The sequence below is a fragment of the Mameliella sp. AT18 genome (genome assembly GCF_028807275.1).
In the GTDB taxonomy this organism is placed as follows: Bacteria; Pseudomonadota; Alphaproteobacteria; order Rhodobacterales; family Rhodobacteraceae; genus Antarctobacter; species Antarctobacter albus.
On record NZ_JARAMO010000265.1, the window covers coordinates 1 to 22,462 of the forward strand.

The 22,462-nt window shown below is 65.1% G+C and carries 21 protein-coding genes; 1 reads left to right on the forward strand and 20 read right to left on the reverse strand.

What is annotated here, in order from left to right; genetic code table 11:
- Nucleotides 1-49 precede the first annotated feature (49 nt).
- From ftsA to PVW46_RS22185, 11 genes are all read right to left on the reverse strand, one after another.
- On the reverse strand, nt 50-1,378 hold the full coding sequence (gene ftsA / locus PVW46_RS22135) for a cell division protein FtsA (protein ID WP_043137904.1): 1,329 nt from the start codon (nt 1,376-1,378) through the stop codon (nt 50-52).
- Complete coding sequence (locus PVW46_RS22140; RefSeq protein ID WP_043137906.1) at nt 1,375-2,376, reverse strand: cell division protein FtsQ/DivIB; 1,002 nt, start codon at nt 2,374-2,376, stop codon at nt 1,375-1,377. Before PVW46_RS22140 ends, ftsA begins: the two co-directional genes overlap by 4 nt.
- On the reverse strand, nt 2,364-3,284 hold the full coding sequence (locus PVW46_RS22145; protein ID WP_139132299.1) for a D-alanine--D-alanine ligase: 921 nt from the start codon (nt 3,282-3,284) through the stop codon (nt 2,364-2,366). The genes PVW46_RS22140 and PVW46_RS22145 overlap by 13 nt, the downstream gene beginning before the upstream one ends.
- A 184-nt stretch (nt 3,285-3,468) precedes the next feature.
- Nucleotides 3,469-4,392: a UDP-N-acetylmuramate dehydrogenase gene (murB, locus tag PVW46_RS22150; protein WP_043137910.1), complete on the reverse strand. Its 924-nt coding sequence runs from the start codon at nt 4,390-4,392 to the stop codon at nt 3,469-3,471.
- A 40-nt stretch (nt 4,393-4,432) separates the two neighbouring features.
- Complete coding sequence (locus PVW46_RS22155) at nt 4,433-4,720, reverse strand: hypothetical protein (protein WP_069209467.1); 288 nt, start codon at nt 4,718-4,720, stop codon at nt 4,433-4,435.
- Nucleotides 4,721-4,786: 66 nt separating this feature from the next.
- The gene (locus tag PVW46_RS22160) at nt 4,787-5,032 is read right to left on the reverse strand and encodes a DUF2484 family protein (RefSeq protein ID WP_069209468.1); all 246 of its coding nucleotides are present in this window, start codon (nt 5,030-5,032) and stop codon (nt 4,787-4,789) included.
- A gap of 105 nt (nt 5,033-5,137) precedes the next feature.
- Complete coding sequence (locus PVW46_RS22165; protein WP_069209469.1) at nt 5,138-6,670, reverse strand: hypothetical protein; 1,533 nt, start codon at nt 6,668-6,670, stop codon at nt 5,138-5,140.
- 202 nt (nt 6,671-6,872) lie between these two features.
- The gene (gene murC / locus PVW46_RS22170) at nt 6,873-8,273 is read right to left on the reverse strand and encodes a UDP-N-acetylmuramate--L-alanine ligase (RefSeq protein WP_069209489.1); all 1,401 of its coding nucleotides are present in this window, start codon (nt 8,271-8,273) and stop codon (nt 6,873-6,875) included.
- A gap of 126 nt (nt 8,274-8,399) precedes the next feature.
- Nucleotides 8,400-9,509, reverse strand: a complete 1,110-nt coding sequence (murG, locus tag PVW46_RS22175) for an undecaprenyldiphospho-muramoylpentapeptide beta-N-acetylglucosaminyltransferase (protein ID WP_069209470.1) — start codon at nt 9,507-9,509, stop codon at nt 8,400-8,402.
- A gap of 97 nt (nt 9,510-9,606) precedes the next feature.
- Nucleotides 9,607-10,776, reverse strand: a complete 1,170-nt coding sequence (locus tag PVW46_RS22180) for a peptidoglycan glycosyltransferase FtsW (protein ID WP_043137917.1) — start codon at nt 10,774-10,776, stop codon at nt 9,607-9,609.
- A gap of 155 nt (nt 10,777-10,931) precedes the next feature.
- A complete protein-coding gene (locus tag PVW46_RS22185) occupies nt 10,932-11,240 on the reverse strand; it encodes a hypothetical protein (protein ID WP_043137920.1) in 309 nt (102 codons plus the stop codon).
- A gap of 137 nt (nt 11,241-11,377) precedes the next feature.
- Here PVW46_RS22185 and PVW46_RS22190 point away from each other — a divergent pair, with 137 nt between their 5' ends.
- Nucleotides 11,378-12,550: a BaiN/RdsA family NAD(P)/FAD-dependent oxidoreductase gene (locus tag PVW46_RS22190; RefSeq protein ID WP_069209471.1), complete on the forward strand. Its 1,173-nt coding sequence runs from the start codon at nt 11,378-11,380 to the stop codon at nt 12,548-12,550.
- Between the two features lie 6 nt (nt 12,551-12,556).
- Here PVW46_RS22190 and murD read toward each other — a convergent pair whose 3' ends face one another.
- The 9 genes from murD to PVW46_RS22235 form a co-directional block, all read right to left on the reverse strand.
- Nucleotides 12,557-13,960, reverse strand: coding sequence for a UDP-N-acetylmuramoyl-L-alanine--D-glutamate ligase (gene murD, locus PVW46_RS22195; RefSeq protein ID WP_069209472.1), 1,404 nt, complete (start codon nt 13,958-13,960; stop codon nt 12,557-12,559).
- A 49-nt stretch (nt 13,961-14,009) separates the two neighbouring features.
- A complete protein-coding gene (gene mraY / locus PVW46_RS22200; RefSeq protein WP_069209473.1) occupies nt 14,010-15,092 on the reverse strand; it encodes a phospho-N-acetylmuramoyl-pentapeptide-transferase in 1,083 nt (360 codons plus the stop codon).
- An 11-nt stretch (nt 15,093-15,103) separates the two neighbouring features.
- On the reverse strand, nt 15,104-16,546 hold the full coding sequence (locus tag PVW46_RS22205) for a UDP-N-acetylmuramoyl-tripeptide--D-alanyl-D-alanine ligase (RefSeq protein WP_069209474.1): 1,443 nt from the start codon (nt 16,544-16,546) through the stop codon (nt 15,104-15,106).
- The gene (locus PVW46_RS22210; RefSeq protein ID WP_069209475.1) at nt 16,543-18,036 is read right to left on the reverse strand and encodes a UDP-N-acetylmuramoyl-L-alanyl-D-glutamate--2,6-diaminopimelate ligase; all 1,494 of its coding nucleotides are present in this window, start codon (nt 18,034-18,036) and stop codon (nt 16,543-16,545) included. The genes PVW46_RS22205 and PVW46_RS22210 overlap by 4 nt, the downstream gene beginning before the upstream one ends.
- A 68-nt stretch (nt 18,037-18,104) precedes the next feature.
- The gene (locus tag PVW46_RS22215) at nt 18,105-19,898 is read right to left on the reverse strand and encodes a peptidoglycan D,D-transpeptidase FtsI family protein (RefSeq protein ID WP_069209476.1); all 1,794 of its coding nucleotides are present in this window, start codon (nt 19,896-19,898) and stop codon (nt 18,105-18,107) included.
- Nucleotides 19,895-20,242 (reverse strand): cell division protein FtsL, encoded by a 348-nt coding sequence (ftsL, locus tag PVW46_RS22220; RefSeq protein ID WP_043137935.1) that lies wholly within the window; start codon nt 20,240-20,242, stop codon nt 19,895-19,897. Before ftsL ends, PVW46_RS22215 begins: the two co-directional genes overlap by 4 nt.
- 1 nt (nt 20,243) lies before the next feature.
- Entirely contained in the window at nt 20,244-21,239 is a 996-nt protein-coding gene (rsmH, locus tag PVW46_RS22225; RefSeq protein WP_069209477.1) for a 16S rRNA (cytosine(1402)-N(4))-methyltransferase RsmH, read from the reverse strand.
- Nucleotides 21,240-21,752: a division/cell wall cluster transcriptional repressor MraZ gene (locus PVW46_RS22230; protein WP_074621579.1), complete on the reverse strand. Its 513-nt coding sequence runs from the start codon at nt 21,750-21,752 to the stop codon at nt 21,240-21,242.
- A 325-nt stretch (nt 21,753-22,077) separates the two neighbouring features.
- Nucleotides 22,078-22,462, reverse strand: a 385-nt coding sequence (locus PVW46_RS22235; RefSeq protein ID WP_274577684.1) for a hypothetical protein, incomplete at its 5' end; no start/stop codon positions are given.

Sequence of the window (22,462 nt, forward strand, 5' to 3'; positions counted from 1 at the left end):
GGCGTCTTTGCGGCGCCAGCCGCAAACAGTCCCGCCCCGCCGACCGAATTCACCAGTTGTCGCGGAACCACTGCACCGCCCGCTTGAGCGAGCGCGCCGGCAGCCGGTCCACCGGGATCTCGAAATCCCACCATTCGTCCTGCGGATGCGCCGCGAACAGGCACAAGCCTACCGCCGTCGCAAAGCCCGGCCCGGTCGCGGCCTGCGGCAAGCCGTGCACGCGCAGGGGCCGCCCCAGCCGCACCTGCTGCCCCAGGATCTTCGAGGCCAGCCCGTCCAGCCCCGGGATCTGGCTTGCCCCGCCAGTCAGCACGATCTGCTGCGACGGCAGATGATCGAACCCCGCCGCGTCCAGCTGCACCCGCACCTCTTCCAGGATTTCCTCGACCCTTGGCCGCATGATGCCGATCAGCTCGGCGCGGCTCACCGTGCGGCGGTCGTGTTCCCAATCGCCGGTGTCGCCGCCGATCTCGATCATCTCGCGGTCGTCCATGCCGGTGGCCACGAGACCGCCGTAAAAGGTCTTGATCCGCTCCGCCGTCGCCATCGAGACCTTCAGCCCCTGGCTGATGTCGCGGGTGACGTGGTCGCCGCCCATACGGACGGAATCCGCGTAGATCATGTGTTTCTTGATGAAGATCGACACGCCAGTCGCGCCGCCGCCCATGTCGATGCAGGCGGCGCCCAGCTCCTGTTCGTCCTCGACCAGCGCCGAGATGCCCGAGACGTAGGCAGAGGAGGCGAGCCCCGCCAGTTCCAGGTCGCAGCGTTTCACGCAATGGGCCAGGTTCTGGATCGCCTGCGCCTCGACCGTCAGCATGTGCATGTCACAGCCTAGCTCGTTGCCGATCTGTCCGCGCGGGTCGATCAGGCCCGAGCGGTGATCCAGCACGAAGTTCACCGGCTGCGCGTGCAGCACCTCGCGCCCCGGTCCGAAATCCGGCACGTCACAGGCGGACAGCACCCGCGCCACGTCCTGTTCGTCCACCGTGGTGCCCAGCACGTCCGACTTGCCCGCAAGACCATAAGAGCGCGGCTCGGCCCCCGAGAAGGCTGCAATGACGTGATCCACCCGGATGCCGGCCATCTTCTGCGCCGCCTGCACGGCGGTGCGTATGGCGCGCTCGGTGGCGCCCATGTCCTGCACCTCGCCGAAACAGACCCCACGCGAGCGCGTCGTCGCCGCGCCGATCACGCGAAAGCCGGACTGCCCCGCCAACGAGCCGATGCCATCGTCCGAGGGATCGGTTCCGTCAAAGCGCAACACGAGGCAGGCCACCTTGGACGACCCCACGTCCAGGATGGCCACCACGCCACGCTGCATCGCCGCGCGCCGCATGTTCCGCATTGCCCTCTGGGACTCGTACAGCTCGATCATTGTTTGACTTCCCTACCCGCCTCGATCGCCTTGATGCGCCGCATCTCCTGCGTGGCTGCATCGGTCATTCGTATCGTCGGCCGCCGTGGCAGCCGAAGGTCCACCGCGACCAGGTCGCGCGCCAGAAGGTCGACGCCCTCTGTCACCGCCATCGCGATCACCTGTTCCAGAACCCGTTCCGCCCCCTGTTCGGGCAGCATGATGCGCTGGCCCCGGTCCAGAACCACGTCCCAGCGCCGCGCGCCGATCCGTTCGAACCCGCGCAGCCGGTCGCGGATCGGTCCGGTCAGCGCGTCCATGCGCAGGGCCTCCTCCACGGCCAGCGCCATGCGCGCCTGCGCCGCCTCGGCCAGCTTGGCCTCTGCCTCGGAGCGGTCCGCCGCGGGCTTTTTCAGCGCCGCCGCCGCCTCGGGCCGCAGGATGTCCCCCGCGATCACCGGCAGGTCGGCGAAATCGGCGCGATGCTCGGCCTGCGCGACAAAGATCCCGCCCTCGTCCAGCAGGTCCACCCCGGCCGAGGTCCGCCACAGGACCACCGGCTGACGCTGCACCACGTCCACCTGCAGCACCCCGCCCTGGCGCACGCGCAGCTCGGCGGATTTCACCTCGTCCAGCGCGACCACCCGGCGTTGCAGCCGGTCCAGGTCCATGTCGAACGAGCTGATCGGAAAATCGATCGGCAATTCGGCCCGGATCATGTCGATCAGTGCCTCGTCAGCCCCGTCGACCACCATCATGCGCACCTGGAACTCGGGGCGGTTCTCGACCGCGGCCCGCACCTCCGAGATCATCAGGTTGAAATCCTCGCGGTTCTCCTCGACCGAGAACCAGGCCGCCCCGGCACCCAGGCACAGGGCGAACGGCAGCAGCACCCGCAGCGAAAAGCGAAAGAACGGCGTCAGCATCAGCCGTTCGATGCGGTATTTCAGCCGCGATGCCCCCGGGTCCAGCCGCGCCATCTGCGGATCGTCGCCCTCGCGGAACTCTAGCGATCGCATGAGGCATCCTCCACCATCCAGGCGCAGAACTGGCCGAAGGTCAGGCCGATCAGCCCGGCATGCTCGGGCGACAGAGAGGTCGGCGTCATGCCCGGCTGCGTGTTGGTTTCCAGCAGGATCAGCCCGTCGAGGCCCCGCGCCTCGTCCCAGCGGAAATCGGTCCGCGTCACGCCCCGGCAGCCCAGCGCCCTATGCGCGCGCAAGGCGTAGTCCAGGCAGGCCTCGGTGATCTCCTGCGGGATCTCCGCCGGGCAGACGTGGCGCGATCCGCCCGCCTTGTATTTCGCGTCGTAATCGTACCAGCCGTCGGTCACGATATCGGTCACGCCCAGCGCCCGGTCGCCCATGACGCTGGTCGTCAGCTCTCGCCCGGGCACGAAGGCCTCGACCATGACCACTTCGGGCATGGTCGCGTCAAGCACCGGCGGGCCGTTGGCCTCTTCGTGCACAAGGTAGACCCCGACCGAAGAGCCCTCGTTGTAGGGTTTGACGACATAGGGAGGCGCCATGACGTGGCGCGCCTGCACTTCGTCCCGGCCCGCCAGCAAGCTGTCCGCCACCGGCAGCCCGGCGCTGCGGTAGACCTCCTTGGTCTTTTCCTTGTCCATCGCCAGGGCCGAGGCCAGCACGCCGGAATGCGTGTAGGGGATGCGCAACCATTCCAGCAGACCCTGGACACAGCCGTCCTCACCCCAGCGCCCGTGCAGGGCGTTGAACACCACGTCCGGCGCGGCCTCCTGCAAGCGCGCGGCCACGTCCGGCCCCGCGTCCAGTTCGATCACCTGATAGCCTTCGCCCCTCAAAGCGGCGGCGCATTCCCGTCCGGAAACCAGCGAAACCTCGCGCTCTGCCGAGGGTCCGCCCTTTAGCACCACCACTTTCGGGAGTGTCCTGCTCGACATCCCCAAAACGCCTCAACTGCCCTGGGGGCCTTGCCCCCAAATTATGAACGAGGGGCATTGCCCACGTCCCACCGCGCGGGGTTCACCCCCGTCGCCTTTTTCTGCCGCGGGTCATCCCGCAAAAACTGGTGCAACCTGCCTGTGGTCGCCGGGCCCTGCTCTTGATCTTGTCGTTTAACGGAGGCCCAAATCAGCGCGCCGGCTCACCGACCCGCATGATTTCCCAGTGTAACTCTATTCCAGAGTGTTGGAAAACCTTTTTTCGCACCTCCTCCCCCAGCCCTTCCAGCTCTGCCGCCGTGGCGCCGCCGGTGTTGACGAGGAAGTTGGAATGCTTGGGCGACATCTGCGCCCCGCCCATCGTGGCCCCGCGCATCCCGGCCTCGTCGATCACTTTCCAGGCCTTCAGGTCATGGGTATCGTCCGCTCGGCCCGTCGAGGAAAACCCCGCCGGGTTTCGAAAGGTGCTGCCGGCGGTGCGGTCCTTGGTGGGCTGCGTCTCGTCACGCTTTTTCAACTGCGCGTCCATGCGCGCGGCCAATTCCTCGGGATCGCCCTGCGCCCCCTCGAACACCGCCTCGACCAGCACCCAGCCCTCGGGCAATTCGCTCTGCCGGTAGGCCAGGTTCAACTCGCCCGCCGGGATCGTCACCAGTTCGCCCGCGCGCGTGACCGCCCGCACCTCGACCAGGTGATCGGCGACATAGGTCCCATAGCAACCCGCGTTCATCCTGACCGCGCCGCCGATGCTGCCGGGGATCGTGCGCAGAAAGGTCAGGTCCACCCCCGCCTCTGCCGCGCGCCGCGCCACATGCGCATCCAGCGCCGCTGTCCCCGCCGTCACGCGGGTTCCATCGACCGAAATCCCGTTGAACCCGCGCCCCAGCCGGATCACCACCGCCCGCAGCCCGCCATCCCGGACGATCAGGTTGGACCCCACGCCCATCGGAAAGACCGGCACCTCTGCCGGAAGATCCGCCAGGAAGGCCTGCAGGTCGTCCAGGTCGGCGGGTTGAAACAGCCAGTCCGCCGGGCCGCCCACGCGCAGCCAGGTCAGTTCACTCAAGGGACGGCCCGGGGTCAGCCGGCCGCGCGGTTCGGGAAGCTCTGTCATGGCAAAGGTGCTAGGCCGCGCCGCGCCGTTCCGCAAGGGGTCAGCTGCGCTCGGCCGCCGCCTCGGCGTTGTGCCGCCGGGCCAGACCGATCAGCGCACCAACCCCCAGCCCCACGAGGGCCGGCAGGACCCCCAGCATCAGCCCAATGCCATAGCCCAGCGCGTCCCAGCCCTCGCTCGCCATCTGCATGCGGGAGATCAGCCAGCCGCCAGCGCCGGTCAGGACCAAGGCCAGCACCACCGCCGCGGCCCCCATCCCGAACCGTAAAAGCGCCCAGCCAAGGCCAAGCGCACCCAGCGCCACGAGGGCGGGTATCAGGTAGATCATCGGGCAGCTCCTCCGGTATGGCGACAGTCTCGCCATCTCCGGCGCCGCACGCCAGTCAGAAGCGCCCTACCTTGCGGTCTGCCGCACCCAGCGGAACAGGTAGCGCAGCGGCCAGCGCAGAATGCTCATCCCCGCGAAGAGGACGAACAGACCGATCCAAGGGCCGTTCTGGTAGGTGACATAGCCGACCAACGGGATCCCCAGCGCGATCAGCACATAGGCGCGCGTCCAGTGGTTGTCGCGCGACGGTATCATCGCAAGCACATTGGCCAGCACGGCCCAGGCACAGGCGAGGATCAGCGATAATGACATTGTCTGCCCTCCGTGCCCCCCAGAGGTGCCTATAGAATGCGCCAGCCGCGCGATCCGCACAACCCCTGCGATAGATGCAATTGCAGAAAAAGGCCTTCGGAGCTCCTAGAACCCCAGCCAGCGCAACGCAAGCTCGACAAGTTTCTGGAAATGCGGCGAGGCTTGGATCACCGGAATCGCCTCCAGAACTTCCTTTGTTCCTACGATTGTTGCCGCGCCACCACCAACCACATATCCGGCAATCTTTGCAATCCGCAGCGTGCGGCTGACCAGCCGGTAGGTCGCTGGTTTGCGCTCTTCCGCAGACGCGGCTGGATCGGAAGCAATCTTCGCATCCCGAGGCAGAGCCGTGGCCAAATGCCCTTCCAGTGCCGGGCCGATCTCCTCTACAGCGGCACCTACATCTCGAGGGTGCTCAAGGAAAACATCGTTTCCGGCCAACGCATTCCGGGCCGCCACGACAGACTGGGTCTGCGGATCATTGCCATAAAGATCGGCGCCCGCGTCGCGCAACCGGTTTCTGTAGTCTGTCAACACAGGATCTTTCTCGAGCGGCGGCAGGTCACCGATCTCGCACCGAAGCACCAACCGGCCGGTCGCAGAAGCACATGCATCGAAAAGCTCCAATGGCAAACCCGGCGTCACTTCCAACGCGGCTTGCAGCATCGCCAGATCAGCCTCCAGGGCCGTGTATTGGTTGCTCCCATCCAATCGGATGATGGAAATCGCCCCCGCCACCTTGCGCGCGGCATAGTCGAAAAGCGCGCCGTCTATACCTGAATCGGGGACGAGGATCAGCGCCCCGCTATCCAGGTTACCTTCCACGCGCTCGGCGTTCGGCGTCGCCGCGATCACCTCATCCAGACGGTCCTCGGCTGCTCTTTCCGTGTTGAAGGCATCCTCAATCTCGGCAATCCGCGCCGCCACCTTGTCCGGGTCTTTCCAAGTCTCCTCGTCGACCCCCTTGACGATGGCCAGTTGCAACTCCGGATCCAGCGGCTGCCCAGTCTTCGCCCCCTCCCACCAGCGCCGCCAGAAGTCCCAGCGGTCAGGTGGATCACCGTCCCAGATAGCCAGCATGTCCCGCTCCATTGAGCGGAAAGGTTTGGGCGAGTGATCGGGCCAATACCACAAGGGGCAGGTCGACAGCTTCTTACCCTCTTCCAGAGATCGCGCATCCAATTTCGTTGCTGATAGAATTGACCGACTTTCGTCCAATTGTTCAGCAGTCCGTATGACACGCGCAACTGTCTCAATACTCGCGCCCCCAACAAGTTGCACGGCTTGATACCCAGATTGTATTGCGTCGGCAGCCGCTGACGCCCCGCTACCGGGGCTGTTCCTACCGATGTTAAGAGCGCTGGCCCAGATGTCCGCTGCGGAATCATCAGCGGCAACCGCGAAACCAGCAAAGTCGACGTTGGTAGCGTGACTGGCTAAATGAGATACCAAAGCGCAGCGCAGCAGGGGGAGCACTGTCCAATCACGTTTCCGCGCCCAATCCTCCCCCATCGCCGCTCCCCAGACCGGCAGCACCCGCAGCGCCGCGCGATGCGCGATCACGATAGAATCCCGCCGCGGCCTTCCCCTTAGCCAAGCCTCCAGCGTTTCCCGGTCCTTGATCTCCTCGGCCTTCATGCCACCAGCTTCATCACCCCGGCGCTGAACCGCAACGGCAAATCCCCACCCCCAGCTTCTTTGGGCAGAAAATACCTCTGGGGGAGTCTCGCCTCGCGAGACGGGGGCATGTTCAAAGCATGCCTCTGGCATGATGCCCCCCCAAAAAAACAAAAAAAACAGCCCCCGAAGGGGCCATTTTCAAAACCGCGTAGGGCGGGGTTTACCCCGCCGCCAACCGCTTCGGCAACCCGTTCGCCCAGGCAGAAATCGTGCCCGCGCCGAGGCAGACCACCATATCGCCCGGCATCGCCTGTTCGCGCACCAGGCGTTCGAGGTCGTCCTCGTCGCGGATCGCGCGGGCGTGGCGGTGGCCGTGGCGCACCAGACCGGCGACAAGATCGTCGCGCGTGGCACCCTCGATGGGGTCCTCACCGGCGGCAAAGACCTCGGCGATGGCCACCACGTCCGCCTCGTTGAAACACGAACAGAACTCCTCGAAGTGATGGTGCAGGCGGGTGTAGCGGTGCGGCTGATGCACGGCGATCACCCGGCCTTCGCAGGCCTGCCGCGCGGCCTTCAGCACGGCGGCGATTTCCACTGGGTGATGGCCGTAGTCGTCGATGATGGTCACGCCGTTCACCTCGCCCACGCGGGTAAAGCGGCGGTTCACGCCGCCGAAACCGGCCAGCGCCTCGCGGATCTCGTCCCCGCTCATCCCGAGGTGCCGCGCCACGGCCACCGCCGAGAGGGCGTTCGACACGTTGTGATCGCCCGGCATCGGCAGGGTGCAGCCCTCGATCTTGTCACCGGTCTGCTGAAAGACCACGTCGAAATGCGCCACGCCGGCCTTGTAGGTCAGCCCCACGGCGCGCACGTCCGCCTGCGCGTTGAACCCGTAGGTCATCACGCGGCGGTCGGTCACGCGACCAACCAGCGCCTGCACCTCCGGGTGATCGGTGCAGCAGACCGCCAACCCGTAGAAGGGAATGTTCGACACGAAGTCGTAAAAGCCCTGCCGCAGGTTCTCGATCGTGCCCCAGTGTTCCATGTGCTCGGGGTCGATGTTGGTCACGATGGCGATGGTCGCGGGAAGGCGGTTGAAGGTGCCGTCGCTCTCGTCGGCCTCGACCACCATCCATTCGCCCTGCCCCATGCGCGCGTTGGACCCATAGGCATGGATGATCCCGCCGTTGACCACGGTTGGGTCGAACTTGCCCGCGTCCAGCAGCGTGGCGACCATGGTGGTCGTCGTGGTCTTGCCATGCGTCCCGGCCACGGCGACGTTGGATTTCAGCCGCATTAGCTCGGCCAGCATCTCTGCCCGGCGCACGACGGGCAGGCCCCGGCGGCGCGCCTCGTCCAGTTCGGGGTTACCCGGCTTGATCGCCGAGGAAATCACCACCACCTCGGCCTTGTCCAGGTTCTCGGCCCGCTGGCCTTCGAAGACATGGGCGCCCAGCTCTTCCAGCCGCCTGGTGATCTTGGAGGCCTTCAGGTCGGACCCCTGCACCTTGTAGCCGTGGTTCAGCAGCACCTCGGCGATGCCCGACATGCCGATGCCGCCGATGCCCACGAAGTGAATCGCACCCACGTCTCCGGGCAGTTTCGTCGCCCCCGTCATGCAGGCCCCCCGCTCAAGCTCCAGATCCTTCATGTCCCGCCTCTCCTTTTTCGAGGTTATTCTTGTCTTGTCCCCGTAGCGCTGCCGCCATCGTTCTTGTCACCCGGCCTGTCGTGCCGGCCCCGCTCATTCTGTCGTCATCCGTCCCGCGGCCAGTTCCTCGACCAGCCAGGCCAGGTGTTCCGCCGCTTCGGGTTTCGCCACCGACAGTGCCCCGCGCACCATCTGGATCGCCCCGGATTCATTCGACAGGATCGCGTGGATCGACTCCGTCAGGCTTTCGATGGTCAACTTGCTTTCCGGGATCCGGATCGCCGCGCCCGCATCCACCAGCGCCTGCGCATTGGCCACCTGGTGATCGCCCGTCGCATGCGGATATGGGATCAGGATCGAGGGCCGCCCGATCACCGCGATGTCTGCCACACTCGACGCCCCCGAGCGCGAGATCACAAGCTGCGCCTCGCTCATCCGGGCGGGAACGTCGTGAAAGAAGGGCTGCACATCCGCCGTGAGCCCGTGTTCGGCATAGTAGGTCGCCACGCGCTCCTCGTCCTCGTCGCGGGCCTGGTGGCTGACGCGCAGGTTGCCCACCATGTCCAACGGCAGCGCGGCAATCGCCGGCGGCACCACGTCAGACAGCGTTCGCGCCCCCTGCGATCCGCCGATCACCAGGATCGACATCGGATAGGGCCCGGGCGCAATATATCCCGCCCCGGCCCGTTCGGCCACGGCGCGGCGCACCGGGTTGCCTGTGTGGATGCCCTCGACGCCCTCGGGCAGATCCGTGGGCCAGGTGCCGCAGGCCATGACATTGACGCGCGTCGCAAACCAGGTGTTCACCTTGCCCAGCACGCCGTTCTGTTCGTGGATCATGCGCGGCAGCTTCAGCAGCCAGGCAGCGGTCAGGGCCGGCACGCTGGGATAGCCGCCAAAGCCCACGACCACGTCGGGCCGGTCGCGCCGCATTCCGAATATCGCCGACACCACGCCAGAGGCCAGGCGGAAGGGCACCGCCAGCTTGGCCAGCGGCCCGCCCCGGTCGAAGGTCGCGGCCGAGACCTGCTCGATCTCGACCCCCTCGGGGAAGGCGCCCGTATACCGGGCGCCGCGCGCGTCGGTCGACAGCTTGACCCGCCACCCGCGCGCCAGCATGATTTCCGCCAGCGCCTGGGCGGGGAACATATGGCCTCCGGTCCCGCCGGCGGCCATCACCAGCAAAGGCTTGCGCTCGCCCATATTCCTGTCTCCGTCATCGATCCACGCGCCGATATAGCATCCGCGCGCGATCGTCCATGACAAGGGGAATACCGGCAGTTTCCTGCCAATGCCGTCCTCATCCGCGCGCCCGCCCCCGCAGGATGTCGCGGATCTCGCCCTGGGGGCGCGTCCGGGTAAAGGCCAGCAGCATCCCCACCGCGATGCCCCCCGCGATCAGCGACGAGCCGCCGTAGCTGACGAAAGGCAGCGTCATCCCCTTGGCCGGCAACAGGCGCACCGCCACGCCCATGTTGATCATCGCCTGCACGCCGAACATGGCCGCAAGGCCGGTGCCCGCCAGCCGGATAAAGGGATCGCGTTCACGCATCAGCCGGATCAGGCTGCGCATGACGATGGCGGAATAAAGCGTCAGGATCGCCAGCACCAGGATGAGCCCGTATTCCTCCGCCGCCACTGCGATGATGAAATCCGTATGCGCGTCCGGCAGGCTCCATTTCACCTGGCCCTCGCCGACACCGACACCAAAGAACCCGCCCTCGCGGATCGCGTTCTCGGCATAGCCCAGCTGCGAGGTCGGATCGACCTCGGGGTTCAGGAACCCGTCAAAGCGGCGCTGAAAGTGCTCGGAGTAATTGTAGGACACCATGCCCGCCAGCACCACCAACCCGGCCAGCCCGACCAGCAGCAGCATCGGCGCGCCACCAACGAACCACATCACGCCCCAGCCAAAGAGGATCAGTGCCGCCTGGCCGAAATCCGGCTGCATCGCCAGCATCAGCACGATGCTGACCATGATGACAAAGGAATAGCTCCGCCCCGGGGGGCCGCCCAGCTCCTGCCCCGCGGCCATCAGCCAGGCGGTGACGATCACGAACAGGGGTTTCAGGAATTCGGAGGGCTGGAGACTGGCAAAGCCAAGGCTGTACCAGCGCACCGCCCCCTTGCCGAAATCCGTCCCCAAGAGCGGCAGAAAGGCCAGCGCGATGAAGGCCGCGAAGAACCCCAGCACCGCAAAACGCCGCACCATGACCGGCCCCATCATCGAGACCAGAACCATGGCCACCAGGGCAAGACCGCCGAAAAAGGCCTGTCGCTGCACGTAGTAGAAAGGCGGCAGCCCGATCCGTTCGGCCAGCGGCGGCGAGGCCGCAAGCCCCAGCAAAAGGCCGATCCCGAACAGCATGAAAATGCAGGACAAGGTCCACTTGTCCACAGTGCGCCACCACTTCGGCAACACAGGCTCGCCACCCTTCACGGGCACCGTGCCGTAAACCATCTCTGTCATCTGAACACCGCTACTGCCTCGAACCGCCCGGTTTGTCCCGGGTCTGACGGCCAGTATAGCGCAGATTTTCCGATCAGGCCAAAGGAATCCGGCGGCTCCTAGGACGATGTGCCCCGGTCGCCACGCGTAGGGCGGGGTTTACCCCGCCGTCCCGCTCAGAACCGCGGGCGCCATTCCACGTCCTCGCCACGCCGCGCCTTTTCGCGGGCCTCTTCCAGCCAGGTCAGGTGGTTGCTGCGTTCGCGCAAGCGGCGTTCGCGCTCTTCCCGGTCGCGCTGGTCGATTTCTTCCAGCGCCTGCACGTCCCAAGGAGAAACCAGCCCCGCCACCACCTGCCCGCTGCGGGTGATCAGGAAACGGTCGCCTATCATCTCCAGCTTGCGCAGGTAGCGCGCCATCTCGGCGCGGAACACCCCGGCGGGCAATTCGGTGGCCCGGAACATCATGATCGGTTTGCGTGTCATGCCGTGACCCTGCCCCGAAGGTGATTAACGCGCCCCTTTCTCACCGCGCGCTGCTCGGTTAAGAGCGCGTTACCGCTTTGTACAAAATGCGGAAATTGACGTACAAAACGTACAAAACGTACAAACTCCGGACCCCCATGCACGTCACCACATTGATCCTTGGCGCCGGCGCCGCCGGCATGATGGCCGCCGCCTTTGCCGGGCCGGATGTGCTGGTCGTGGACCATGCGAAAAACCCCGGCGAAAAGATCCGCATCTCCGGCGGCGGGCGTTGCAATTTCACGAATATGTATTGTGATTCCAATGCCTTCCTTTCGGAGAACCCACATTTCTGCAAATCCGCACTGGCCCGCTACACGCAGTGGGATTTCCTCGACCTCGTCGGGCAGTATGACATCGCCTGGCACGAAAAGACGCTGGGACAGCTCTTTTGCGACGGAAAATCCACGCAGATCGTGGACATGCTGTTGAAAGAAATGGAGAAATCCGGCGCACAGCTCTGGCTTCGGACCCAGATCAAGGACGTCCGCCATGCCTGTGGCCGCTTTGTCACCTCGCTTGAGCGCGACGGAAAACCCATTGAAATCACGTCGAAAAACCTGATCCTGGCCACGGGCGGCAAGTCCATCCCCAAGATGGGCGCCACGGGGATTGCCTATGACATCGCCCGCCAGTTCGGCCACGCCATCACCGAAACCCGTCCCGCACTGGTCCCCCTGACCTTCGGAGACCGCTTTGCACCGCTTGCTGGTGTTTCGACCAATACTTTGGTTTCAAATAATAAAACCAGCTTCGAAGAGGCGCTTCTTTTCACCCATCGCGGGTTGTCCGGCCCCGCCATCCTGCAAATTTCCAGCTATTGGCACGAGGGCGAAGAGATCACCGTCAACCTCTTGCCCGGGCGGGATTTTCCCGAAATCCTGAAGGCCTGCCGCCAGACCGAGGGCCGCCGCGCCGTGACCACGGAGCTGGCCACGCATCTGCCTGCACGCCTCGTCGAGTTTCTGGGTCAGGACATTGATCTAAAATGGAATATCGCCGATCTCTCCGACGCCCGCATCGACGCGCTGTCCGACAGTCTCACCGCATGGCGCCTGAAACCCACCGGCTCCGAAGGCTATCGCACTGCCGAGGTCACGCTGGGCGGGGTCTCGACCGAGGGGGTCGACTCCAAGTCCATGATGTCAAAGCATCTTCCCGGCCTCTACGTGATCGGAGAGGCAATCGACGTGACCGGCTGGCTGGGCGGCTACAACTTCCAGTGGGCCTGGGCCTCCGGCGTGGCGGCAGGCCGCCACATTGCCGCATAAGCCCCTTTATTCCTTGGCCAATTCCGCTTCTACGCAGGCGATGAAGTCCTCGCCGCGCTTCTCGAAATTGTCGTACTGATCGAAACTCGCGGCAGCCGGCGCCAGCAGCACCACTTCGCCCGGTTCTGCATCCGCCGCTGCACGGGCCACGGCCGTCGCCATGTCACCGCAGATTTCGACATCCGTATCAACCAGTTGCAACGCAAAGCTCTCGGGCTCGCGCCCGATCACATAGGCCCGGGACACATGCGCCAGCCCCGGCTGCAATGCCTCCAACCCGCCTTCCTTCATCAACCCGCCACAGACCCAGCGTACTTTCGGGAAGGCCAGCAGAGCCTTCAGGGCAGAGTCCACGTTTGTGGCTTTGGAATCATTGACATAGGTGACGCCCTTCGCCTCGCCCACCCGCTGAGAACGGTGCGGCAACCCGGTGAAGGTACGCAAAGCCGCCTCGATTTCGCGCGGGCCAAGACCCAGGCTCCGGCAAGCGGCAAAGGCAGCGCAGGCGTTCTGGTGATTGTGCGCCCCAGGCAAACCGGCGATGTCACGCAGGTCGATCGAAGCCACCTGCCGCCCTTTCCGCCATTCGGACAGAAATCCTTTGCGCGCAAAGACATACCAGCCCGGACCCGAGAGTTTCTGACCGCTGGCCACCCGGATCACCCGGTCATCCGCGCGCCCCTCGGAGAGCTGCCCTGCCAGGTAGGCACCTTCGATCTCGTCAACACCGATCACGGCCCGGTCCGGCCCGCCCTCGGCAAAGAGCCGACGCTTGGCCGCGAAATAGCCGCCCAGCCCCGCGTGCCGGTCCAGGTGGTCGGCGGAAAAGTTCGTGAAAACAGCGACATCCGGCGTCAGGCTGCGGGCAAGATCGGTCTGGTAACTGCTGAGTTCCAGCACCACGACTCCGCCATCCCCCGGCGGGTCGATGTCCAGCACGCCCCGCCCGATGTTGCCCGCCAACTGGCTGTCCCGCCCGGAGGCGCTCAGGATATGGTGGATAAGCGCCGAGGTCGTCGATTTTCCGTTCGACCCGGTGACTGCCACCACCTTTGGCGGCTGGTCATAGCTGTCCCAGCCATGCCCCAGGCTCCTGAAAAACAACCCGATATCGTTGTCGACCGGCACACCGGCCCGCAGCGCCGCAGCAATCGCCGTGTTGGGCTGTGGGTACAGATGCGGGATACCAGGCGAAGTCACCAGGCAGGCCACGTCGTCAAAGGCCTCCTCGCGGTCCAGCCGCCGCGCCTCGAATCCTTCGGCCTCTGCCCGCTCCCGGGCCGCCGTCGTGTCATCCCAGACCACCACGCGCGCGCCACCTTCGCGCAACGCCCGCGCTGCAGACAGGCCGGATCGGCCCAGTCCCAGCACCGCGACAACAGCACCGTCAAACCCGCGTACCGGGATCATGCGCCCACTCCCGTCACTTCAATTGAACCAGCCAAATAGCTGGAGTCCCTCAACGAACCTTTAGCGTCGCCAGGCCGATGATGGCCAGGATCAGCGAGATGATCCAAAAGCGGATCACGATGGTCGGCTCGGCCCAACCCTTCTTCTCGTAGTGGTGATGGATCGGCGCCATGAGGAAGACACGCTTACCTGTGCGCTTGAAGTAGAGCACCTGGATGATCACCGACAGCGCCTCGACCACGAAAAGCCCGCCCACGATGGCCAGCACGATCTCGTGCTTGGTCGCCACGGCAATGGCCCCCAGAGCCCCCCCCAGAGCCAGCGAACCGGTGTCGCCCATGAAGACAGCCGCCGGTGGCGCGTTATACCACAGGAATCCCAGCCCCCCGCCGACAACTCCCGCAGCGAACACGAGAATTTCCCCGGTTCCGGGCACATAGTGCACATCCAGATATTCGGTGAAATCGACCCGGCCCACCGCGTAGGCGATCACGCCCAGGGTCGAGGCAGCGATCATCACCGGCATGATGGCCAGCCCGTCAAGACCGTCGGTCAGGTTGACCGCGTTGGCCGCACCCACGATCACGATCATGGCGAAAGGGATAAACATGTAGCTGAGATACAGCAGCGTGTCCTTGAAGATCGGGAAGGCGACGCTGTAGGTCAGTTCCTGGGGATGATAAGCCGAGGCCCAGAAGCCCGCGATCCCCGCGATGATAAAGCCCAGCAAAAGGCGCAACTTGCCCGACAGGCCGGCTGTGTTCTGCTTGCTGACCTTGGCGTAGTCATCTGCGAACCCAATGGCCGCATAGGCCACGGTCACGAAAAGAACCATCCAGACAAAGGCATTGTCCAGCCGCGCCCAAAGCAGGGTCGAGGTCACCAGTGCGCCGATGATCAGCAACCCGCCCATCGTCGGGGTGCCCGCCTTGACGATATGCCCCTCGGGACCGTCATCGCGGATCGGCTGGCCTTTGCCCTGCCGCTTGCGCAGCACGTTGATCAAGGGGCGCCCAAAGAGAAAGCCAAAGATCAGCGCGGTCAGAAAAGCCCCGCCGGCGCGAAAGGTGATATAGCGGAAAAGGTTGAAGGCGTCCCCGCCGTCACTGAACTCTGTCAGCCAGAAAAGCATGGCCTGTCCCCTTACCCGTCCAAGTCCGGTGTCGCTTGGCGCAATTTGCGAATGGCGTCAACTACGCGCCCCACCCCCATCGAGAGCGAGCCCTTTGCCAGAACCACGTCCCCGGCATCCAGATCGCGCGCGACCCGTTCCGCCATCTTGTCGCTGGTCTCGGTCCAGTGGCCGCGCTTGTCTGCCGGCAGTTCACGCCAGAGGTGCTGCATCAGCGGCCCGATGCAATGCACCATGTCGATCCGTTGCAACGCCGGGTTACCGGCAACGGCGCGATGCAACTCTACCTCGCCGGAGCCCAGTTCCTTCATGTCGCCCAGGTAGGCGATGCGGCGCCCTCTTGCGACACGCCCGACATCATGACGTGGCTGGGCCGCTGCCAGCACCTCGAGCGAGGCCGCAAGCGAAGCCGGGTTCGCATTATAGGCATCGTCGATCAACTCGACACTGATCCGCGCATCGACCGGATCCAGCATGATCTTTTCGCGCTGGCCGCGTCCCGCCCCGGGATGCCATTGCCCCAGCCCCATGACCGTCACCGCCGGGTCCAGACCCAGCGCATCGGCCACGGCCAGAACGCCCAGGGCGTTGACCGCAAAGTGCCGCCCAGGGGCCATGACCTTGAAAAGACGCGGTTCCGTACCCGCACGCCCGATGGCCACGGTACAGGCGTCGCGCACAGTGACGCGGTACAGACGGTACTGGTTGCAGGCGCGCTCACCAAAGCTCACCGACCAGCGGCGCCCCTCCTCGGCCTTTGCCCGCAGGATCGGGCTGACCGGCAGATCGCCGTTGAAGATCGCGGTTCCGTAGGGCTCCAACCCGTCGAAGATCGAGGCCTTTTCATGCGCGATGCCCTCGATGTTCTCGAAGGCGGCCAGGTGCGCGGGGGCGACCGTGGTGATCAGCGCCACATGCGGGCGCGCCATCCGCGCCAGGGGGGCAATCTCGCCCGGGTGGTTCATGCCGATCTCGATCACGGCAAAATCCGCGTCACGCGGCATCCGTGCCAGCGTCAGCGGCACGCCCCAATGGTTGTTATAGCTCTTCTCGGCCGCGTGAACGCTGCCATGCGCATCCAGCGTGGCGCGCAACATCTCCTTGGTCGAGGTCTTGCCCACGGACCCGGTGACCGCCACGACCTGTGCCCGTGTCCGTGCACGCGCGGCTTCACCCAATGCTTCAAGTCCGGCCTGCACGTCATTGACGACCAAGAGCGGTGCGGAACTGTCCACACCCTCGGGAACGCGGCTGACCAGGGCCGCCGCCGCACCCTTGTCCAGCGCCTGTTGCACGAAGTCATGCCCGTCCCGGGCGGCCTTGAGCGCCACAAAGAGGTCGCCGGGTTGCAGCGTTCGCGTGTCGATGGACACGCCCGTCGCCGTCCAGTCTCGGGGCGTGTCCCCCCCCGTCGCGGCAACCGCCTCGGCAGAGGTCCAGAGGGCTTCGCTCACAGGCCCCTCCCGTCCAGCGCAGCCACCGCGACACTGGCCTGTTCGACATCGTCAAAGGGATAAACCGTATCGCCGATCGTCTGGCCGGTCTCATGCCCCTTGCCACAGATCAGCAGCGCGTCGCCCGGTCCGAGGCCGTCGACACCGCGCAGGATTGCTTCGGCCCGGTCGGGCACCTCGAAGGCGTCTGGCGCACCGGCCAGAACCTCGGAGCGGATCGTCGCCGGGTCCTCGGTGCGCGGGTTGTCGTCGGTCACGATCACCGTGTCGGCGTGTTCCTTGGCCGCCATGCCCATCAGCGGGCGCTTGCCCTTGTCGCGGTCGCCCCCGGCGCCGACGATGGCCACCAGTCGCCCCATGACATGCGGGCGCAGGGCCTGGCAGGCGGTCGCCACCGCGTCGGGCGTGTGGGCGTAGTCGACAAAGATCGCCGCGCCGTTGTCGCGCTTGGCCGCCAGTTGCATCCGGCCACGCACGGTGCCGAGCAGGGGCAGCACGTCAAAGACATCCTCGGGATCACCGCCACAGGCAATCACAAGCCCTGCCGCCACAAGGATATTCTCTGCCTGGAAACCACCGATCAGCGACAGCCGCTCTTGGCGGACGGTTCCTTCAAAGCTGAGCCGGATTTCCTGCCCAGTCGCGTCGAAACGCTGCGCCTCCAGGCAGAGGTCGGCGGCCTCACGGCCCACGGTGATGACCTCCTGCCCGCGCGCCCGTGCAATTGCCAGCATGTCGACGCCGCGCGGGTCGTCGATGTTGATGACGGCCACGCCGTCTTCGGGCAGGACGCGGGCAAAAAGCCCCGCCTTTGCGGCAAAGTACTCGTCAAAGCTCGCGTGGTAATCCAGATGGTCCTGGGTGAAATTCGTGAACCCGGCGGCAGCCAGGGTCACGCCGTCCAGCCGCCGCTGCGCCAGCCCGTGCGATGAGGCCTCCATCGCGGCATGCGTGACACCGGATTGCGCCGCCCCCGCCAAAACGCGGTGCAGGGTGATCGGTTCTGGCGTCGTGTGTTTCAGCGGCGTCTGCCAGTCCCCTTCGACGCCGGTTGTGCCCACGTTGACAGCGCGCAGACCCAGTTCCTGCCAGATCTGGCGGGTAAAGCTGGCCACGCTCGTCTTGCCGTTGGTCCCGGTGACGGCAACCATCGTGGCGGGCTGCGCGCCAAACCACAGGGCAGAGGTATAGGCAAGCGCCTGGCGCGAATCCTCGGCAATCACCAGCGCCGCGTCCGCAGCAGCCAGTTCCGCGGCGGCAATCCTTGCACCCTCGGCATCGGTCAGAATCGCGCTGGCCCCCATGCGCAGGGCATACTGGATGAACTCGCCCCCGTGCACCCGCGTGCCGGGCAGCGCCGCAAACAGGAAACCTTCCTGCACTTCGCGGCTGTCCACGGCCAGCCCCGTCACCGTAACGTCACGCCCGCCACGGGCATGAAGCCCCAGTTCCGACAGGCTTTTTGACAGGATCTTGCGTTCCGACGCCATCTCTCGTTTGCCCCCAAGGTCGTTTGCTTGCCCGCCGGCCCCGGCCTGGCGGCACGCGGCGGACGACCTCAGTCCGAGGCCGTCGTCAACATCTTCACTTGCCCCTTATCATACTCCGGAGGCAAGCCAAGAAGCGGCGCGATCCGCGCGATCATTTCGGCGGCCACCGGCACGGCGGTCCAGCCCGCGGTGCGCCGCGGCTTGGAGCCGGTGGTTTCCACCGGCTCGTCCAGCATCACCACAAGGGCATAACGCGGCGCGTCGGTGGGGAAAAGGGCCGCGAAGGTGGCGATGACCTTGTCCTTGTGATATCCGCCTGTCTTCTTGGGCTTTTCCGCGGTCCCCGTCTTGCCGCCGACACGGTACCCCGGCACCTCGGCAAAGGTGGCCGTGCCCTTTTCGCCGATCACCACCTTGCGCAGCATCCTCAGCGAGGCCTCTGCCACGTCGTCCCGCAGCAGTTTGTCCCCCACACGCGGGCGGTCGCGTTTCAGCAGAGTCGGTTCCACGATGTGCCCGCCATTGCCGATCATCGCGTAGGCCGCCGCCAGGTGCAGCGGCGAGACAGAGATTCCGTGGCCATAGGAAATCGTCACCGCCGACAGGTCCGTCCAGCGCGATGGCACCAGCGGCTTGGCGCCCTTGGCCTCGACGATTTCAAGTTGAGGCGGTTCGAACATGCCAAGATTGCGATAGAACTCCTGCTGACGCCCGCGCCCGATCATCATGACGATCTTGGCCGTGCCCCGGTTAGAGCTTTGCGCAATCACGTCCGTCACGGAAATCGTGCCGTAGTTCTTGCCGTTGAACTCGCCCACCTTGAAGCCCAGCACCTCGTATGGCGGCGACGTGTCGATCATGGTTTCGGGATGGACCAGTCCCATCTGCAGCGCCTGCGCCACCGTCAGGATCTTGAAGGTCGAGCCAAGTTCGTACAGGCCCTGCACCGCGCGGTTGAAAAGCGGGCTGTCGTCCGGCTGCCCCTCGACCGGCGGGCGGGGCCGGTCGTTGGGATCGAAATCAGGCAGAGAGGCGATGGCGATCACCTCGCCCGTGTGCACATCCATCAGCACACTGGCCGCGCCACGCGCGTTGAGCATCTTCATGCCCGCGTCCAGCACCTCTTCGGTCGCTGCCTGAACCGACAGGTCGATCGACAGCGCCAGGGGGGCGCCCTCACGCGCGGGATCCCGCAGTTCTTCGTCCAGGTATTTCTCGATCCCCGCGGTGCCAACGACCTCGGCCGAGGCAACCCCCTGCCGACCGAAACGCGCACCGCCAAGCACATGGGACGCGATGGCACCGTTGGGGTACAGGCGCATCTCGCGCGGGCCAAACAACAGCCCCGGTTCGCCGATATCGTGCACCGCCTGCATCTGCTCGGGGCTGAGTTTCTGTTTCACCCACAGGAACTTGCGCTTGGGATCGGTGAACCGGCGCGCAAGGGCCTCGGCCTCCATCTCGGGGAAGATCCTGGCCAGTTCCTCGGCAGCCCGCAGCGGGTCGATCATCTGCTGCGGATGCGCATAAAGGCTATGGGTCGACATGTTGGTGGCCAACACGCGGCCGTGCCGGTCGACGATGTCCGCCCTGCTGGCAATGATCGAGGCACCGCTGGCCTGGGCGCGCGGCTCTTCGGGCTCCGAGGCCGACAACATCCCCATCCGGGCCCCCACCACGCCGTAGGCGCAGAGGAACATCATCGCCAGCACCAGCAGGCGGCCTTCGGCGCGCAGGCGCATCCGGTCTCGCATTTCCTCATGGCGCAACCGGCGGTTCTCGCGCTCGATGGCATCGGGATTTTCACCGTTCTGGCGGGCCTCGAGGATACGGGCAAGCGGGCGAAGCGGAATACGGGTCATGGGTTCGTCGCCCCGGCAGAGGTCACGTCGATGGGCTGCGTCAGGTCAAGGATCTGAAGCTGGGGAAAGGCGACCTGGTCGACCTTGGCGAAATGGTTCGGCGTCAACGGCAGCAGGCCCAGCCGGTCAAAATTCAGCTCGGCAAGGTCGCGCAGACGGTCGGGCCGGTTCAGGTAAGCCCATTCCGCCCGCAAGATCGCCAACCGCTCGCGCGCGGCCCCGATATCGCGTCGGAGGTCGTCGACATGGTCCAATTCCGCCTTGGTGCGGTAGTTCTCATGATAGGCCCAATAGCCGGAGGCGATGACGGCCGCGGCCGCGAGCAGGAACAGAAGGCTGCGCATTTCATCTTCTCCTTGTGGTGGTCGGTTTCATCTGCGGCATGGACAATTCCGCCGCCTCGACGGGCCGCGCGGGGACAGTCGTTCGCCGCCCCACCCGCAGCTTGGCGGATCGGGCACGGGGGTTGGCTGCAAGCTCTTCCGCGTCCGGGCCGATGGCTTTGCGGGTCAGCACCTCGAAAGGCTCCGTGGCTTCGGGCACCTCCGTGGCATAGCGGTTCACATGTTCCTTCTTGCCGCCGTGCAGTTGGAAAAAGCGTTTGACCATCCGGTCCTCGACCGAATGAAACGTCACGACCGCCAGCCGCCCGCCCGGTTTCAGCACCCGCTCGGCGGCCATCAACCCCTGCCACAAGGCATCGTATTCGCCGTTCACCGCGATCCGAAGAGCCTGGAAACTGCGGGTGGCCGCATGGGCCTGGCCGGGCTTGGTACGGCCAATAACGCGCTCGATCAGCTCGGCCAGCGGCAAGGTCCGGTCAAAGGGACGGTCCTGCACGATGGCGCGCGCGATGCGGCGCGATTGCCGCTCTTCACCGTAGATATAGAGGATGTCGGCGATGTCCGCCTCGTCCGCCGTGTTGACGATGTCCGCGGCAGTGCGGCCCGCCTGCCCCATGCGCATGTCCAGCGGCCCGTCCTTCATGAAGGAGAAACCGCGTTCGGCCCGGTCAAGCTGCATCGACGAGACGCCCAGATCCAGCACCACGCCGTCCACGGCCTCTGCCGCCTCGTCCATCTGCGCGAAATTGCTTTCGACCAGTTCCAGCCGGTCGCCATAGGCCGCGCCCCAGTCACGCGCCATTTCATGCGCCAGCGGGTCACGGTCAATCCCGATCACCTTGTCGGCGCCCGCCTCCAGCAGACCACGGGTGTATCCGCCAGCGCCAAGGGTGCCGTCGATCCAGATACCCTCGACCGGCGCAACCGCCTCCAGCAAGGGGCGCAGCAGCACCGGAACATGAGGTGCGCCGCCGTTATGCGCCGCGGGATCACTCACTCAGACCTCCTCGACCTCGTCCAGCCACTCCATCGGATCCTCGGGCAGATCTTCCATCAGGTCGTCTTCTTCGATCGCATCTGTCGGCTGATAGCGGTCCGCCGCCCAGATCTGGAACTTGTTCAGGCTGGCCACCGCGTAGGTTTCGCCATCGATGTCATAGCGCGCCCGCAGCTTGGCCGGGATCACGATGCGCCCGGTGTCGTCGACCGAGGCATTCACCGACCCCGAGGAATAGATCTTGGACAGCACCCGCTTGCGCTCGCCCGATTTCATCGCGTCGATCCGATCCTCGATGCGCTCCATCTCTTCGACCGTATAGCATTCCAGGTAGGGCAGACGCGGATTGCCATAGACCATGACAAAGCCCGGGTTGCCGTTGTCCTTGGAATCCTTCTCCCAATCGGGGTCACCGGCCTCGAGGACACGACGAAAGGAGGCGGGAATGCTCATCCGCCCCTTGCCATCGACCTTCAGTCGATGCTCGCCTCTGAACCTCAGCCTGCGGCTCACTGCCCTCGGCCCCTCAATTCCCCCGTTTGAAACGAAATACGGCGGGTTGATCAGCTGCCATTGATCAACCCGCCGCTTGACCCGCTAAGCGGGTGTCTCCGACTGCGCGCGCCACCTGGGGGGATGTCTGCTCGCCCGCGCGCCGGATCCTTGTTGTCACGATGAGAGCGGATGCCTGTATGAAACCTGCTCTTGTTGTTTTTGTGAGTTCGGTGCCGGGCCTTGGGTGCCCTTGCTTCCGTGTCTCATCGTGTGAGTTAGTGATGCCATGCCACTTCATGGTAATCAATCCCTTTTTGGGGGAAATCGCGGAATGCGAGTGTAGTCAGAGCCTTGAAAATAGGGCGCCACCGATCACACAGGACACAATCTGCGCAAACCTAGCGAACCACAACACACCCAACACAAGATATAGACAAACCTGATGGCGAGAATAATTTCCCCTGCGGTCCCACGAAATCCACGTCAATCGGGCTTTCCGCAGCGAGTGACCGCAGGAAGCAAGCGCTTGATGCCTTATTCCCAACGGCGAATCACCCTGAATCGCACCGTATCCATGAGTTTCGGCAGGGTCTTGCCCGCCTGGGCCAGGTTTTCCCATGCCGAGTGCCATCAATTCCCAAACCGGGGTCCAATACGGTTTCTTGCAGGATGCCTGTAGCGTGACGCTAATTTTTTGTTGTTGTAGCGTGACGCTAAGTTTTGCAGTG

Bases quoted from the DNA above. Each gene is read 5' to 3' on its own strand.
- ftsA (WP_043137904.1), bottom strand. From the start codon at position 1,378: ATGATCGAGCTGTACGAGTCCCAGAGGGCAATGCGGAACATGCGGCGC.
- PVW46_RS22140 (WP_043137906.1), bottom strand. From the start codon at position 2,376: ATGCGATCGCTAGAGTTCCGCGAGGGCGACGATCCGCAGATGGCGCGG.
- murB (WP_043137910.1), bottom strand. From the start codon at position 4,392: ATGACAGAGCTTCCCGAACCGCGCGGCCGGCTGACCCCGGGCCGTCCC.
- PVW46_RS22155 (WP_069209467.1), bottom strand. From the start codon at position 4,720: ATGATCTACCTGATACCCGCCCTCGTGGCGCTGGGTGCGCTTGGCCTT.
- PVW46_RS22160 (WP_069209468.1), bottom strand. From the start codon at position 5,032: ATGTCATTATCGCTGATCCTCGCCTGTGCCTGGGCCGTGCTGGCCAAT.
- PVW46_RS22165 (WP_069209469.1), bottom strand. From the start codon at position 6,670: ATGAAGGCCGAGGAGATCAAGGACCGGGAAACGCTGGAGGCTTGGCTA.
- murC (WP_069209489.1), bottom strand. From the start codon at position 8,273: ATGACGGGGGCGACGAAACTGCCCGGAGACGTGGGTGCGATTCACTTC.
- murG (WP_069209470.1), bottom strand. From the start codon at position 9,509: ATGGGCGAGCGCAAGCCTTTGCTGGTGATGGCCGCCGGCGGGACCGGA.
- PVW46_RS22180 (WP_043137917.1), bottom strand. From the start codon at position 10,776: ATGACAGAGATGGTTTACGGCACGGTGCCCGTGAAGGGTGGCGAGCCT.
- PVW46_RS22185 (WP_043137920.1), bottom strand. From the start codon at position 11,240: ATGACACGCAAACCGATCATGATGTTCCGGGCCACCGAATTGCCCGCC.
- PVW46_RS22190 (WP_069209471.1), top strand. From the start codon at position 11,378: ATGCACGTCACCACATTGATCCTTGGCGCCGGCGCCGCCGGCATGATG.
- murD (WP_069209472.1), bottom strand. From the start codon at position 13,960: ATGATCCCGGTACGCGGGTTTGACGGTGCTGTTGTCGCGGTGCTGGGA.
- mraY (WP_069209473.1), bottom strand. From the start codon at position 15,092: ATGCTTTTCTGGCTGACAGAGTTCAGTGACGGCGGGGACGCCTTCAAC.
- PVW46_RS22210 (WP_069209475.1), bottom strand. From the start codon at position 18,036: ATGGCGTCGGAACGCAAGATCCTGTCAAAAAGCCTGTCGGAACTGGGG.
- PVW46_RS22215 (WP_069209476.1), bottom strand. From the start codon at position 19,898: ATGACCCGTATTCCGCTTCGCCCGCTTGCCCGTATCCTCGAGGCCCGC.
- ftsL (WP_043137935.1), bottom strand. From the start codon at position 20,242: ATGCGCAGCCTTCTGTTCCTGCTCGCGGCCGCGGCCGTCATCGCCTCC.